The sequence below is a fragment of the Bacteroides sp. MSSM.1001136sp1_RTP21357st2_D2_RTP21359_211015 genome (assembly GCF_040913205.1).
Lineage (GTDB): Bacteria > Bacteroidota > Bacteroidia > Bacteroidales > Bacteroidaceae > Bacteroides > Bacteroides ovatus.
In genome coordinates this window covers 38,770-53,708 of record NZ_JBDFVF010000028.1, presented here as the reverse complement: position 1 = coordinate 53,708, position 14,939 = coordinate 38,770, and the positions used below count along the sequence as shown (strand labels likewise).

The following is a 14,939-nucleotide window of genomic DNA, read 5'->3' as shown; positions in this document are numbered from 1 at the left end:
TATTTGGAAATGGCTATTAAAGCAGAATATATAAGGATCTATAAATCAGAATCATACAAACAAAATAAATAAAAGTGAATCAAAGTACGTACATCTAGGACCGTTAAAGCACCTCCCCGGAAAGTGCCCATAGTATCTTTGCATCGTGATCACAAAGAGAATTGATAAATAAAGTAACTAATTTAAAAAACAAAAAATTATGGCACTTAGATACGTCATTAAAAAAAGAACATTCGGCTTTGATAAAACTAAAGCTGAAAAGTATGTAGCACAAAATGTAATCACCAATACGGTGGATTTCAGAGATTTGTGCGAGGAAATCACCAAAGTAGGAATGGTCCCCAGTGGAGCGGTAAAATTTGTACTTGATGCTTTGATCGATACATTAAATCTCAACCTTAGAAAAGGCATCTCTGTTCAATTAGGAGATTTCGGATGCTTCCGTCCTGGTATGAATTGCGAAAGTCAGGATACTGAAAAAGAGGTAGATAGCGATACGATACGCAGAGTGAAAATCATTTTCACTCCGGGCTACAAATTCAAAGAGATGCTAAGTAAAGTCAGTGTTCAAAAAGCGGTGGCTTCCGATGATGGTTCCATCAGCCCGGAGCAACCGGATCCCAACCCGAATCCAAACCCGGATGACGGCAAAGGAGAAGCACCGGACCCGGCAGCATAAGACTAATCATCAGCCTTTAAAAGCAGGAAAACAGTACCCGCCTACGGGCGGATACTGTTTCCCAAAGTATTCCTGTAAAAGACTTGACAACGCCTTTTTTATTTTGTATCTTTACAACATCTTAAAACATTAAAATATCAACATGAAAGAATTGCCATCAGAAGAGGAAGAAATTCCGTTTCGCATTAAAACTTATAAGAAAAAGGAATTGGCTTGTATGTACAATCCGAACATTACACCCCGTTGCGCCATACGCATATTCACCAAATGGATTAAAATAAATAAAGAACTGCTCCGGTTATTGACTGCCACAGGTTATCATCCGCGTACACGAACGTTTACTCCCCGGCAGGTACAAATCATCACCAGTATTCTGGACATTCCATAAGGATGTCCAGAATACTGGTTTTATCATTGCAGTTGTCCTGCCGCTTTTAAATAAGCCACATAATTCACATACAATTGAAAATGAGCCTCCACTTTCGTCTGATAAGCCTGTTGCCAGAGCACTTGCGCTTCCAGATAATCCGAAAGAGTTTCCAGGCCCACTTCATATTGCTTACCACTGACTTTCATATTCTCCTCTGCCTGTTCCAGCGAACGTTCGGAAAGCTCCGTTTCCAACCGGGCCTCATCCAGATTATTGGCAGCTTGCATCAACTCCAGCAACATTTTTTCATTGACATTTTCCTGTTCAAGACGAGCTTGTTCCAACTTCACTTTGGCAGACTTTACTTTATTGGTACGTTCGCCAAAATGAAACAGAGGGACAGAGACATTCAGGAATACGGAAAAAGCACCCTTTTTCATCAAAGTTTCATCATTGACTTCCAATCCGTGAAGATAATCATAACTACCTCTGACGCCGATACGCGGTAACAGTTCACTACGATTCAGCTTTACCTCCTGCTCGGCAATGGCTATTTGTTTGTTCAAGATTCCATATTCGGGACGGGCAGTTATGTCAGAGACCTGCACTTTCCACTCCTGCTCCACTTCCGGAAAATCATCGGATATATCAATCTGTGCTGTCAAAGGGCGGCCGATGTAATGACAAAGATTCATACTTGCAAGACGGAGGGCGTTATCAGCCTTTCGCAAAGAAAGTTCACTCTCGTTGAGCTTCACTTGCACTTTCAGTACATCATTTTGCGGTTTCATGCCATGTCGATGAGCACTCTTTACATTTTTGGAAAGTTCCGTCAGTAAGGCGTGATATTTTTCCGCTACTTTTTTCATCTCCTTGGCTTTCACTAACTGCACGTATGCTTTATCTGTATTCAGAATAACTTCCGAAGTAGTTAAAGCTTCGTTCAAATGTGCCATTTCCTTTCCCAATAGTGACATTTTATAGGCGGCACGGATTTTTCCTCCCATATAAAGAGGCTGTTCCACCTGTACACCGCCCGAGTAAACAGTTCCGACCTTATAGTCCAGATTCAGTCCGGGAAAATAAGCGAAACCGCTCGATACCAGTTCTCCGGTAGCAGGATTGGGCAGGAAAACCGGAAGGTTTCCTCCCGGAACTCCGAGACTTCCATCCGCTGTGCTATAAATACCCGTTCCGTTGGCTGTAAAATTAGGGAAGAAATTGGCTTTATAACTAAGAGACATCAATCGGGCTGCTTCCGTCTGCTTATTAGCGGCAGCCATATCCTTATTATATTTCAGTGCCATTTCACGGCATTGCGCCAGACTTAGTTTTTCTTGCGCGGCAAGAGAAACCGACAGGCCGAACAATACACCCGCTACACTAATGGCTACAAGAATTTCTTTTTTCATTTGTCTGTCTTTTTTATATGAAAGAATAATGCATACAAAATCGGGATAAAAAGCAACGTTATCAACGTGCCGAACAGCAACCCACCCATGATAGAAGCCGCCAACGAACCAAACATGGCATCCGGCAACAATGGAATCATTCCCAAAATCGTAGTCAGCGAAGCCATCATCACGGGACGGAGACGACTTTGCGAACTGTCTATCAATGCCGTCACAGGTTCTACTCCCTGATTAATTTGCAAAGTGATCTCATCCATCAAGACAATACCGTTCTTAATAATCATACCGATCAACCCCAATGTACCGACGATAGCCACAAAGTTGAATGTCTTCCCGGTAAGCAGCATTACGGCAACCACACCTACAAATACCAACGGAATAGTACAGAAGATGATAATCGGTTTCCGGTAATCTTTGAACAGCATAATCAGAATAGAAATCATCAGAATGATAGCAAACGGAAAGTTCTTGAACAGATATTGCATAGACTTTGTACTGGCGTTCCTCTCACCTTGCCATTGAAGCCGATATCCGTCAGGCAGCGGAATCTGTTCAATCTGCGTGGCAATGGATTGCCGCGCCTTCTCCGTTTCTACCCCCGGAACAGGGGAACATTGCACCCGTTGGCTACGCTGCCCGTTATAACGGGGAACCACCGGATCTTCCCACTTCACATCGATCCGCTTACTAATTTGTTTCAACGGAGTTGTTCCCATCAACGTTTCCACCAGTTCTTCTTTCGATAGTGTTCCTGTCTTCAGCTTCATCATCATTTCCTGTGTCAGCAAACCGTTCAGAGAAGGAAGAGACGAGAATATCTGCGTATTGTCCAGGTTTTCAATCGGATTTCCGTGTTCGTCCAGGCAACGCAAGTAGATATTATCTTTGTGAATACCTTCGTAGAAAGACCCGATAGGGATGCCGCTGGTAGCGGTCAGTAGAGATAGGCTTACATCATTACGGCTCAATCCGATAGCACGTGCCGCAGGCTGGTCATATTCAATAGTCAGTACCGGAATTTGCGGTTCCCAGTCTGTGGTAATCAGGTAAACATCCGGGCAATTCTCCATAATCTTGCGGGCACTGTCTGCCAACTGATGCAAAACAGCAGGATCAGGACCGGTAAATTGCGCTTCAATAGGATATTTTTTGAACATCAGATTGTAGCGGTTCATCTTTACGTAAGCATCCGGATAATGTTGTGAAAGATATTGTTGAATTTCCGCCATGTTATCCACCAAATCGTCCGGAGAGGTGAAGTCGATAATCAGTTCACCGTAAGATAAGGAAGGATTGGCTACGTTACGCACCAAGTTATAACGAGCAGGTGTACCACCGATAGAAGTAGTGACGTGTGTAACTTCCGGACGCTTTTTCAGGTAAACTTCGATTTCTTCCAAGTCACGTGCTACACGAGTGGAGTTAGTCCCTTCCGGCAATTTATATTCCATGTAAAGCTGATCGTAGACCATATCCGGGAAAAAGCCCTGCTTCATAAACCGATAACTGAAAGCCGAAAGCAATACCAAAGCAATCATTGTAAACACAAAACTCCAACGATGTGCCAGACTGAATTTCAATAATGAACGGAGCACAGCATAAATCTTTCCTTCATACACACGTTTTCCGGCAGCAGTAGTTGCCGCAGAGATTTCCGGATGCAAAATCCGGTCAGCCATCAACGGGACGTGCACCAAAGCCAGCACCCAACTAAGCAATAAGGAAACAGCGAGTACGATAAACAAATCGCGCGTATAAACGCCTGCCGTATCAGGAGACATAAAGATAGGAAGAAAAGCGATGATGGCAATCAGAGTAGCTCCCAGCAAAGGCATCGCTGTCTGCCGTCCGATGGCAGTCATTGCCTCCATCCGACTCTTTCCGGCTTTCAAATCTACCAAAATACCGTCGATGATAACAATCGCATTATCCACCAGCATCCCCATCGCAAGCACGAACGAAGCCAATGAAACACGCTGCATCGTACCGTTCATAAAATAAAGGAACAGAAAGGAACCGAATACCGTCACTACCAAACTGATACCGATAATCACCCCGCTCTTAAATCCCATAGCAATCATCAGAATAACAACTACGATAATCACAGATTCTATCAGATTAAGAATGAACGTCCCCAACGAACTGCCTACACGTTCCGGCTGATAGAAAACTTTATGGCACTCTACCCCCGCTGGAAGGCGTTCGACTTTCAGTTGCTCCAATTTCTTTTCCACTTGATGCCCCACTTTGATAATGTCGGCATCCGAAGAAGCGGCCACCATTATTCCTATCGCACGCTGACGGTCATAAAACAATTCGTTGCGGGTAGGATCTTCATAATCTTTCTCAATACGGGCTATATCACTCAACCGCAACTGATCGGCATCATGTCCCTGAATCAGCATACGACCGATATCCTCCACCGTCTTAAACTTGTCACTGACTGTCACCCGGATACGATTATCGCCATTATCATAGTAACCAGTATAAGTCGTTTGGTTCTGTCCGTTCAATGTGGCTAGCACTTCGGCGGGTTTCACACCCAAGTTAGCCATCCGGTCTTGCAAAAGAGAGATATTAATACATTCGGGACGTTTACCGTATAAGTCGACGCGTTCCACCCCATCCAGTTCGCTGACTTCACGTTTCACCAGTTCTGAATAATCAGACAGTTCCCTATCGGAAAGTCCGTCACCCGTCAAAGCGAAAAACATTCCGTAAACATTTCCAAAATCATCTTTTACAATAGAAGGACTGGCACCTTCGGGAAGTTCTGCCTGTGCGTTCGCCACTTTACGACGCAACAGATCCCAGCATTGTTCTACGTCCGTCTCTTTGACAGTCGTTTTCAGTTCTACCTGAATCAGGGAGAGATCGTTGTAGGAATAACTTTCCACATTATCTATATTCCCCATGGAGCGAATATTCTTCTCCAGTACATCCGTCACCTCTAATTCTACCTGATGCGCAGACGCACCGGGATAGGTGGTGACTACCATGGCAAGCTTTACCGTTATTTCTGGGTCTTCCAGTTTACTCATTTCATAACTGGAATAAGCTCCTCCTACAATCAGTACGGCAATCAGGAAGTAGATTAACTTCTTGTTCTCAAATGCCCATTTACTAATATCAATCATAGCAGTCCTCCCACATTGGTTTCAGCAGCCGGAAGAAGCGGTTCCACCTGTTCTCCCTCTTTTACATGATGCACCCCCGAAGCGACAACCAAGTCACCGGGATTCACTTCTCCTGAAGTAATCAGACATCTGCCGTCACTAAGCAGACGGGTGACGGTCACATCACAACGGCGAATAGCGTGACTGGAAGCATCATAAAGAAAGATACTCGTACGCCCGTTCTCACGAAGAATCGCTCCACCGGGAACCGACAGGTTACGCACATCTCCTTCACTACATTCGATAGTTACCATTGTATTCATGCCGGGCGATGGAACTACCTGTTTATCTTCTTTTTTCAGTTGAAGCCGCATGGTGTACAACTGATTGGCATTTGCCTTAGGGGTGACACTAATCAGTTCCAAAGCATATCTTTGATGAGGATAAATATCGAATGTACAATAGTAGCGGGTAAACTGCTGTCGACGAATATATTCCACTGCCGGAAGATTAATCTCCACCTCCGGGCTTCCCTCACTGATGATGGAAACGACGGGCATACCGGCAGCTACCGTCTCATGGGAATCAAAAAGACGTTTCTGCACATATCCGCTAAAAGGAGCATACAAACGGGTGTATGCCAACTGGTCTTTAGCATGGTTATATTTGGCGGTAATCTGTCTCAATCCGTACACGGCCTTATCGTTAGCATCCGGTGTTGTCACATTTTCCTTATAAAGTGCCATCACCCGTTCCGCCTCCGCTTTCACACTTTGATATTCTGCTTCTGTCGCATCCAGCTGAATCTGATAGTCTGTCGGATCTAATTCTGCCAGTAATTGCCCTTTACGCACATAGGCACCGTCATTTACATGCATATACTGAATAGTACCACTCACCCGGAAAGACAGACTTATGTCCTGTGCCGCTTTCACCCGTCCCGGAAACTGCAAAGCTATTTGTCTGTCGGCAGAAAGTACGGTATCAATCTTCACTGCCGGCTTACTGTCTGTGTTTTGTACACGTTGCCCACACGAAGTCAACAGAACTGCTAAAAATCCTGTTAATAAGAAGTCTAATCGTCTCATATTTTCACTTATTAGTTAGTTGCCACAAAAGTATCCCAAGCAAACATGAGGAGAAAGGTTGATTTAGACGAAACATTGTTCTATTTGTACGTTACCTAAGATAAAAAGCCGAAATAGTTTGCTATTTGTATTTATTTGTTTATTACTTTGTAAAGAAATTCATTTCAACGAAAAGGAATATGGAACCACTGATGCCATTCAAGTATGTTATAATATCTCCGGAAGATACTTCCATGAAAGAAGGATGCATTATTTCCGAATTCAACCAATGCGGACTTTTCCTCTGCCAGAAAGGACAGGCGGAAATCCTGTTGGGAGGTAGACCATATCAGATTAACAAAAGGAATCTTTTCATATATACAGCAGCCAACCTTCTACAGATACGCCAAAGAAGCGCAGACTTGGAAGGAATCATGATAGAGGTCGACCTGGATTATGTCATACCAATAGTAAACAAAGTAGCTAACTCGGAAAATTTGCTTTATTTGCGGGAAAATCCCTGCCTGTCGCTCTCTGAAGAGCAATATACATTTGTAGAGAACTTGCTCAAATCTGTAGAAAAACGAATTAACAGGGAGAATATCTGTAACAGTTCCCGTCAGAAACAACATTTAATTTCTGAATTAATCAAATCCTGGGGACAGGTGATATGCTATGAGTTATTAAACATTTATTTCAGTAACGAACCCCAAACACCACTGCCACAGGATAAAAAGGATAAGATCTTCCAAAATTTCATGATTACCCTTTATCGATATTATCGTCAGGAACGTGATGTTACTTTTTATGCAGACAAGCAATGCTTGTCCGCCCGATATTTTTCTTCTGTCATCAAGGAGAAATCAGGGAGCAGTGCTTTGCAGTGGATTATACAGAATGTCATTACAGAAGCTAAATATCTGCTCGATAATACCGATTTAAGTATTAAGGAAATAGCAACCAAACTCAACTTCCCCACACAATCATTCTTCGGGAAATATTTCAAGCAGTATGTCGGTATATCTCCTAAAGAATATCGGAACAAACTTATCAAACAGTAACTTTCTTAAACTGCCGGAACTGCCACCACAACATTCCTCCGGATATAAGACTAGCCGCCAAATCTGCCACAGGCATACTGGCCCAAACGCCCATTTGTCCATAATAGTGAGGTAGAATCAATAAACAGGGAACGAGAAATAACATCTGCCGCGTCAGCGACAAGAAAATGGCTTTACTTGCCATTCCAATACTCTGGAAGAAGTTGGAAGCTACCATCTGAAACCCAACAATCGGGTAGAAAAATACCACAATACGAAAACCTTTAGAAGCAATGCTGATTAACTCTTCGTCCGAAGTAAAGATGGAAGATACGATTTCCGGAATAAACATACCGATCAGAAAACCAATCGTTGTCACTACAGTTGCACAACAAATGGTTACTTTCAGTACTTCCGTCACACGAGGATAGAGCTTCGCACCAAAATTATATCCCGCAATGGGCTGCATCCCTTGGTTTAGTCCCAATACAATCATAATAAAGACAAAAACAATACGATTAACAATACCGAATGCACCGATCGCCAAATCACCTCCATGCTCTTTTAATCCCTGATTAATCAGAATCACAATAAAGCAAGACGCCATATTCATCAAGAAGGGAGACATACCAATAGCCAATGAATCCAGCACGATTTTCCGTTTCAAACGGAAAATACCCTTTTTCAACCGTATCAGTTCATCTTTGCGACAGAACAAATGAAGCTGCCAGACCAATGCGATCAACTGTGCACAAACCGTAGCCGTAGCCGCCCCACGGATTCCCCAGTCGAATACAAAAATAAACAATGGAGCAAGCAATACATTGATTATCACTGTCGTTATTGTTGCCATCATCGCTTTCTGCGGATGGCCCGAAGCACGGAGCACTGCATTCAAACCCAGATATAAATGGGTAACCACATTTCCGAGCAAGATAACCTGCATAAATTCACGGGCATATTTCACCGTTTCATCGCTTCCCCCGAAAAAGTAAAGTATCGGATCGAGAAAAGGAAGAACGATTACCGTAAAAGAGATACCTATAATAAGGTTTAATACAAACACATTTCCCAAAACCCGCTGTGCGGTATCATAATCTTTCTGTCCCAGCTTCACCGAAATCAATGTAGCCGCACCGACACCGACCAACGAGCCGAAAGCCGCGGCAAGATTCATTAGCGGGAAAGTTAATGCCAACCCGGAAATAGCCATCGCACCTACCCCGTGACCGATAAAAATACTATCTACCATATTGTAAAGAGAAGACGCCGTCATGGCGATAATTGCCGGAATGGCATACTGCATTAAAAGCTTCCCAATCTTTTCCGTACCCAACGCAGTGGGTGTCTTTTGTCCTGTCATACCTATTAGTTTGAGGCGGCAAAGATACAAAAAAGAGGTGGATTACAGGATATATGAGAAAAGTTTCGTATTTTTGCCTCCAAAATTGAGTTAATACGTAACGAAATGAATATATTAGAACTAAGTGAACAGGAAATCATTCGACGCAACAGCCTGAATGAGCTTCGTGCGATGGGTATTGATCCATACCCTGCAGCAGAGTATGTAACCAATGCTTTCTCTACAGATATTAAAGCTGAATTTAAAGATGACGAGGAGCCACGCCAAGTTTCCGTAGCCGGCCGTATCATGAGCCGCCGCGTGATGGGTAAAGCATCTTTCGTTGAATTGCAAGACTCTAAAGGTCGCATCCAGGTGTACATCACCCGCGATGATATCTGCCCGGGAGAAGATAAGGAACTGTACAACTCTGTTTTCAAACGCCTGCTCGACTTAGGTGACTTTATCGGTATCGAAGGTTTCGTGTTCCGTACACAAATGGGTGAAATCAGTATCCATGCTAAGAAACTGACTGTACTTGCAAAGTCTATCAAACCGTTGCCTATCGTTAAATACAAAGACGGGGTAGCTTACGATTCTTTTGAAGATCCCGAACTCCGTTATCGCCAACGCTATGTAGACCTGGTAGTGAACGACGGTATCAAAGAAACATTCCTGAAACGTGCCACTGTTGTGAAAACATTGCGCAATGCTTTGGACGAAGCCGGTTACACGGAAGTGGAAACTCCCATCCTGCAATCTATTGCCGGTGGAGCAAGCGCACGACCGTTCATCACTCACCATAACTCACTGGACATGGATCTTTACCTGCGTATCGCAACAGAACTTTATCTGAAGCGACTGATCGTAGGTGGTTTTGAAGGTGTATATGAAATAGGTAAGAACTTCCGTAACGAGGGTATGGACAAAACCCATAACCCGGAGTTCACTTGTATGGAACTCTACGTACAATATAAGGATTACAACTGGATGATGAATTTCACCGAAAAGTTGTTGGAACGTATTTGTATCGCAGTAAACGGTAGCACAGAAACAGTGGTTGACGGAAAAACCATCAACTTCAAAGCTCCTTACCGCCGTCTGCCTATCCTGGACGCTATCAAAGAAAAGACAGGATATGACCTGAACGGCAAGAGCGAAGAGGAAATCCGCCAAGTCTGCAAAGAACTGAAGATGGAAGAAATCGACGAGACGATGGGTAAAGGCAAGCTGATTGATGAAATCTTCGGAGAATTCTGCGAAGGTACATATATCCAGCCGACTTTCATCACCGATTATCCGGTTGAAATGTCTCCGCTGACCAAGATGCACCGCTCTAAACCGGGACTGACCGAACGTTTCGAACTGATGGTGAACGGTAAAGAGCTGGCTAATGCCTACTCGGAATTGAACGACCCACTGGATCAGGAAGAACGTTTCAAAGAGCAGATGCGTTTGGCCGACAAGGGAGACGACGAAGCGATGATTATCGATCAGGACTTCCTGCGCGCTTTACAATACGGTATGCCTCCTACATCGGGTATCGGTATCGGTATCGACCGTCTGGTGATGTTAATGACCGGACAGACTACCATTCAGGAAGTATTGTTCTTCCCGCAAATGCGCCCGGAAAAAGTAGTGAAAAAAGACGCTGCTGCCAAATACATGGAATTGGGAATTGCAGAAGACTGGGTTCCGGTGATTCAAAAAGCCGGTTACAACACAGTTGCCGACATGAAAGATGTCAATCCGCAGAAGCTGCACCAGGACATCTGCGGCATTAACAAGAAATATAAATTAGAACTGACCAATCCGTCGGTAAACGACGTAACTGAGTGGATACAGAAAATTTAATAAGTTCTTCATCCAAATCCATACAAATGAAATTACCCGGCAAGATAGCGATAATGGGCGGAGGAAGTTGGGCTACAGCCATCGCAAAGATGTGTCTGGCCCAAGAGGACTCTATCAATTGGTACATGCGGCGAGACGACCGCATTGCCGATTTTAAACGATTAGGGCACAATCCGGCTTATCTGACAGGAGTGAAATTTGATACGAGACGCATCACTTTCAGTTCCAACATCAACGATGTTGTGAAAGAATCGGATACACTGATCTTCGTCACTCCCTCTCCTTATCTGAAGGCGCATCTGAAAAAGTTGAAAACCAAGATAAAAGATAAGTTTATCATCACCGCTATCAAAGGAATCGTACCCGATGACAACGTTATTGTATCGGAATACTTCACAAAAGAATATGGTGTGCCACCAGAAAACATAGCAGTCCTTGCAGGTCCCTGCCACGCAGAAGAAGTGGCTTTGGAACGCCTCTCCTACCTGACTATCGCCTGCCCTGATAAAGACAAGGCACGTATCTTCGCACGCCGTCTGGGAAGCAGCTTCATCAAAACATCTGTCAGTGATGACGTGGCGGGTATCGAATACAGTTCGGTACTCAAAAACGTGTATGCCATTGCTGCCGGTATCTGTAGCGGACTGAAATATGGCGATAACTTCCAGGCTGTATTGATCTCTAACGCCATTCAGGAGATGAATCGTTTCCTGAACACGGTGCATCCGTTGAACAGAAACGTAGATGAATCTGTTTATCTGGGGGATTTATTGGTGACCGGCTACTCCAACTTTAGTCGTAACCGGACTTTCGGAACGATGATAGGTAAAGGGTATTCCGTGAAAAGTGCGCAAATTGAAATGGAAATGATTGCAGAGGGTTACTATGGTACGAAATGTATCAAAGAAATCAATAAGCATCATCATGTCAATATGCCGATACTGGACGCTGTGTACAACATCCTGTACGAACGTATCTCACCAATGATCGAGATTAAATTGCTGACTGACTCTTTTAGATAATCTTTAAACAAGAACGATATGATTAGTTTAAACATTGAAAAGACATTTGGATTTATCTCCAAAGAAAAGGTTTTTGCTTACGAAGCTGAAGTAAAAGCCGCACAGGAAATGCTTGAAAAAGGTACAGGCAAAGGTAATGACTTTCTAGGATGGTTGCATTTGCCTTCTTCTATCACTAAAGAACACTTGGCCGACCTGAACGCTACAGCAAAAGTGTTAAGAGATAACTGTGAAGTAGTAATTGTTGCCGGTATCGGTGGCAGCTATCTGGGTGCCCGTGCCGTAATCGAAGCTTTGTCTAACAGCTTCACTTGGTTGCAGGAAAAGAAAACGGCTCCTGTCATGATCTATGCAGGACACAATATCAGCGAAGATTATCTGTACGAACTGACTGAATATCTGAAAGATAAGAAATTCGGTGTCATCAATATTTCTAAATCAGGAACTACTACCGAAACTGCTCTTGCTTTCCGTTTGCTGAAAAAGCAATGTGAAGATCAGCGCGGTAAAGAAACTGCAAAGAAAGTAATCGTTGCTGTGACGGACGCTAAAAAAGGTGCTGCCCGTGTTACAGCTGACAAAGAAGGATATAAAACATTTATCATCCCTGACAACGTAGGCGGACGTTTCTCTGTACTGACTCCGGTTGGTTTGCTGCCTATCGCAGTAGCCGGATTTGATATCGACAAACTGGTTGCCGGTGCTGCCGATATGGAAAAAGTATGCGGATCGGACGTTGCATTTGCTGAAAACCCGGCTGCTATTTATGCTGCTACCCGCAATGAGTTGTACAGAAATGGCAAGAAGATCGAAATCCTCGTTAACTTCTGCCCGAAACTGCACTATGTAAGCGAATGGTGGAAACAGCTTTACGGAGAATCGGAAGGAAAAGACAATAAGGGTATCTTCCCTGCATCGGTAGATTTCTCTACAGACCTTCATTCTATGGGTCAATGGATTCAGGAAGGCGAACGTTCTATCTTCGAAACTGTGATTTCAGTAGAGAAAGTTAACCACAAACTGGAAGTTCCTTCTGACGAAGCAAATCTGGACGGCTTGAACTTCTTAGCCGGCAAGCGTGTGGACGAAGTGAACAAGATGGCCGAACTGGGAACGCAGCTGGCTCACGTAGACGGTGGCGTACCTAATATGCGCATCGTACTTCCGGAATTGAGCGAATACAACATTGGTGGTCTGCTCTATTTCTTCGAAAAGGCTTGTGGTATCAGCGGTTATTTGCTGGGCGTGAACCCATTCAACCAACCGGGTGTGGAAGCATACAAAAAGAATATGTTTGCCTTGCTGGACAAACCGGGTTATGAAGAGGAATCCAAAGCAATCCGTGCAAAACTATAAATCAAGAACGTTTTATAAACGGTAAACTATAAACAATGAACGGTGAACAACTATGCTATATACATGGATTTGTTCACCGTTCATTATTATATTCAATTGATTGCAGTTTCCGATTGTACCGCTTATTACCCGTTGTACCGTTTACTGCTCACCACTTCTACTTCTCATCTTCCACTTTCGTCTTCAAACCGATTTCTTCCTGTGCTCCTTCACATTCGGCTTTGGAAGAAAGATAGAACTCTAATTTCACATCACCGTTCTTATCTACCTGTTTAATGGTCGCAATCACCATAATTTTGGCTTTTGACACCCCATCCTTAAAACGAAGCTGTCCTTTTTCCACATCTGTCAGATTTCCCTCTGTAGATACTTCTGTTTTCTCATAAAAGAGTTTAGTATCCACTTCATCGTCATTCTGAAGTTTAAAGGTTTTCAGCTCTGCTCCATTTCCATCCAAAAGCAGAAACGCTTTCACTTCGTCTCCCACCTTCAAGGCCGGCAGTTCATCCCTCTGATTCGCATAGTCTTTTTCATCGGAACTGGTATTTTCACCGTCCGATTCGATCTTCGCATAAAGCTTTTCTATCTTGATAACAGGACTTTCCCCACTATCAGAGCAGGCGCCTAAAAACAATGGTAGCAACAATAATACTCTCTTTTTCATGCTATCGTCGAGTTTATAACGTTACAAAAATACACATATTCTTCTAAACAGCAAATAATTATGTAGTTAATCGCTTGGGAGCATCATTTGCAACTATCTTCCCTTTCTAACTTATCTCTCATTTTTTATCGTTATCTTTGCCTCGTATACAGTTGTAGATGAAGCGAATCAAACTTAAAAAACAAATAGAATGGCAGGAAATTTATTAAAGAAGTCCAGTGGACTCATGCTACTATGTAGCGTATCATTGCTAATGATAGTCATGACCGGCTGTCAGGAAGCCAAACTCAAAACTGTAATCGGGATAGCCAACAAACAGTGTCCGCTGGACATGGGAGAAGTCGGCAATATTACCAGTATCATCTACGACGGGGATAACGTAGTGTACACTCTCAACATGAACGAGGAAATTACCAATATTAAGATTTTGAAAGATAATCCGGAAAGCATGAAATCATCTATCAAAATGATGTTTCAGAATCCGGCTGCTGATGTAAAGGAAATGCTGAAGTTGATGGCTAAGTGTAATTCCGGATTACACATGATATTTGTAGGGAATAAGTCGGGCGAACAAGCGGTTTGCGAACTTACTGCCGAAGAATTGAAAGAGGTTATCAATACAAATGCCGACCCGGCACAAAGCGGACAGACAAAGCTTGAAGCGCAACTGAAAATGGCGAATCTGCAATTTCCAATGCAGGCCAGTGAAGAAGTCGTTGTCGAAAAAATCGAAATCATAGGTGAATCGGTTGTTTATATATGCAGTGTGGACGAAGAGTTGTGTCCTATCAGCCAGATTGAAGAAAACGCAGCTGAAGTGAAAGAGGGTATTGTGTCAACGCTGGCAAGTCAGACCGATCCTGCCACCCAGATATTCATAAAAACCTGCGTGGAGAACAATAAAAATATTACCTACAGATATATCGGCAAGGATTCCGGGAAACAATACGATGTAGTTATTCCCGTGTCTGATCTGAAGAAAATGCTCATAAAAAATAAAATATCATCTTAAAAAGA

Annotated in this window: 12 protein-coding genes; 7 read left to right on the top strand and 5 right to left on the bottom strand. The window is 43.4% G+C overall.

What is annotated here, in order from left to right:
* Nucleotides 1-199: 199 nt before the first annotated feature.
* Both AB5217_RS17585 and AB5217_RS17580 read left to right on the top strand, forming a co-directional pair.
* Nucleotides 200-679 (top strand): HU family DNA-binding protein, encoded by a 480-nt coding sequence (locus tag AB5217_RS17585; RefSeq protein ID WP_004313515.1) that lies wholly within the window; start codon nucleotides 200-202, stop codon nucleotides 677-679.
* A 142-nt stretch (nucleotides 680-821) separates the two neighbouring features.
* A complete protein-coding gene (locus AB5217_RS17580; RefSeq protein ID WP_004299385.1) occupies nucleotides 822-1,067 on the top strand; it encodes a DUF4248 domain-containing protein in 246 nt (81 codons plus the stop codon).
* A gap of 23 nt (nucleotides 1,068-1,090) precedes the next feature.
* Here AB5217_RS17580 and AB5217_RS17575 read toward each other — a convergent pair whose 3' ends face one another.
* The 3 genes from AB5217_RS17575 to AB5217_RS17565 are packed head-to-tail and all read right to left on the bottom strand — an operon-like array spanning nucleotide 1,091 to nucleotide 6,665.
* A complete protein-coding gene (locus AB5217_RS17575) occupies nucleotides 1,091-2,461 on the bottom strand; it encodes a TolC family protein (protein WP_138293987.1) in 1,371 nt (456 codons plus the stop codon).
* Nucleotides 2,458-5,598 carry an efflux RND transporter permease subunit gene (locus tag AB5217_RS17570; protein ID WP_138293988.1) on the bottom strand — a complete coding sequence of 1,047 codons (3,141 nt, stop codon included), beginning with the start codon at nucleotides 5,596-5,598 and terminating at the stop codon, nucleotides 2,458-2,460. The genes AB5217_RS17575 and AB5217_RS17570 overlap by 4 nt, the downstream gene beginning before the upstream one ends.
* A complete protein-coding gene (locus tag AB5217_RS17565) occupies nucleotides 5,595-6,665 on the bottom strand; it encodes an efflux RND transporter periplasmic adaptor subunit (protein ID WP_138293989.1) in 1,071 nt (356 codons plus the stop codon). The genes AB5217_RS17570 and AB5217_RS17565 overlap by 4 nt, the downstream gene beginning before the upstream one ends.
* Nucleotides 6,666-6,844: 179 nt before the next feature.
* Between AB5217_RS17565 and AB5217_RS17560 the strand changes: the two genes are divergently transcribed.
* Nucleotides 6,845-7,705 carry an AraC family transcriptional regulator gene (locus AB5217_RS17560; RefSeq protein WP_004312365.1) on the top strand — a complete coding sequence of 287 codons (861 nt, stop codon included), beginning with the start codon at nucleotides 6,845-6,847 and terminating at the stop codon, nucleotides 7,703-7,705.
* Here AB5217_RS17560 and AB5217_RS17555 read toward each other — a convergent pair.
* Nucleotides 7,695-9,047, bottom strand: coding sequence for an MATE family efflux transporter (locus tag AB5217_RS17555; protein WP_008776263.1), 1,353 nt, complete (start codon nucleotides 9,045-9,047; stop codon nucleotides 7,695-7,697). The two genes, AB5217_RS17560 and AB5217_RS17555, sit on opposite strands and share 11 nt — an antisense overlap.
* 105 nt (nucleotides 9,048-9,152) lie before the next feature.
* On the opposite strand from AB5217_RS17555, the gene lysS reads away from it, so the two are divergent.
* From lysS to AB5217_RS17540, 3 genes are read left to right on the top strand one after another with little or no spacing between them, the layout of a single operon-like run.
* The gene (gene lysS / locus AB5217_RS17550; RefSeq protein ID WP_004306657.1) at nucleotides 9,153-10,880 is read left to right on the top strand and encodes a lysine--tRNA ligase; all 1,728 of its coding nucleotides are present in this window, start codon (nucleotides 9,153-9,155) and stop codon (nucleotides 10,878-10,880) included.
* Between the two features lie 26 nt (nucleotides 10,881-10,906).
* A complete protein-coding gene (locus AB5217_RS17545; protein ID WP_004299378.1) occupies nucleotides 10,907-11,902 on the top strand; it encodes an NAD(P)H-dependent glycerol-3-phosphate dehydrogenase in 996 nt (331 codons plus the stop codon).
* 18 nt (nucleotides 11,903-11,920) lie between these two features.
* On the top strand, nucleotides 11,921-13,258 hold the full coding sequence (locus tag AB5217_RS17540; protein ID WP_004299377.1) for a glucose-6-phosphate isomerase: 1,338 nt from the start codon (nucleotides 11,921-11,923) through the stop codon (nucleotides 13,256-13,258).
* A gap of 157 nt (nucleotides 13,259-13,415) precedes the next feature.
* Here the strand turns inward: AB5217_RS17540 and AB5217_RS17535 are convergent, their stop codons facing one another.
* Nucleotides 13,416-13,922 (bottom strand): DUF5035 domain-containing protein, encoded by a 507-nt coding sequence (locus AB5217_RS17535; protein ID WP_004326192.1) that lies wholly within the window; start codon nucleotides 13,920-13,922, stop codon nucleotides 13,416-13,418.
* Nucleotides 13,923-14,112: 190 nt separating this feature from the next.
* Here AB5217_RS17535 and AB5217_RS17530 point away from each other — a divergent pair, with 190 nt between their 5' ends.
* Nucleotides 14,113-14,934: a hypothetical protein gene (locus AB5217_RS17530; RefSeq protein WP_004306654.1), complete on the top strand. Its 822-nt coding sequence runs from the start codon at nucleotides 14,113-14,115 to the stop codon at nucleotides 14,932-14,934.
* Nucleotides 14,935-14,939 lie beyond the last annotated feature (5 nt).

Coding starts and splice junctions, on each gene's coding strand:
- AB5217_RS17585 (WP_004313515.1), top strand. CDS start 200: ATGGCACTTAGATACGTCATTAAAAAAAGAACATTCGGCTTTGATAAA.
- AB5217_RS17580 (WP_004299385.1), top strand. CDS start 822: ATGAAAGAATTGCCATCAGAAGAGGAAGAAATTCCGTTTCGCATTAAA.
- AB5217_RS17575 (WP_138293987.1), bottom strand. CDS start 2,461: ATGAAAAAAGAAATTCTTGTAGCCATTAGTGTAGCGGGTGTATTGTTC.
- AB5217_RS17570 (WP_138293988.1), bottom strand. CDS start 5,598: ATGATTGATATTAGTAAATGGGCATTTGAGAACAAGAAGTTAATCTAC.
- AB5217_RS17565 (WP_138293989.1), bottom strand. CDS start 6,665: ATGAGACGATTAGACTTCTTATTAACAGGATTTTTAGCAGTTCTGTTG.
- AB5217_RS17560 (WP_004312365.1), top strand. CDS start 6,845: ATGGAACCACTGATGCCATTCAAGTATGTTATAATATCTCCGGAAGAT.
- AB5217_RS17555 (WP_008776263.1), bottom strand. CDS start 9,047: ATGACAGGACAAAAGACACCCACTGCGTTGGGTACGGAAAAGATTGGG.
- lysS (WP_004306657.1), top strand. CDS start 9,153: ATGAATATATTAGAACTAAGTGAACAGGAAATCATTCGACGCAACAGC.
- AB5217_RS17545 (WP_004299378.1), top strand. CDS start 10,907: ATGAAATTACCCGGCAAGATAGCGATAATGGGCGGAGGAAGTTGGGCT.
- AB5217_RS17540 (WP_004299377.1), top strand. CDS start 11,921: ATGATTAGTTTAAACATTGAAAAGACATTTGGATTTATCTCCAAAGAA.
- AB5217_RS17535 (WP_004326192.1), bottom strand. CDS start 13,922: ATGAAAAAGAGAGTATTATTGTTGCTACCATTGTTTTTAGGCGCCTGC.
- AB5217_RS17530 (WP_004306654.1), top strand. CDS start 14,113: ATGGCAGGAAATTTATTAAAGAAGTCCAGTGGACTCATGCTACTATGT.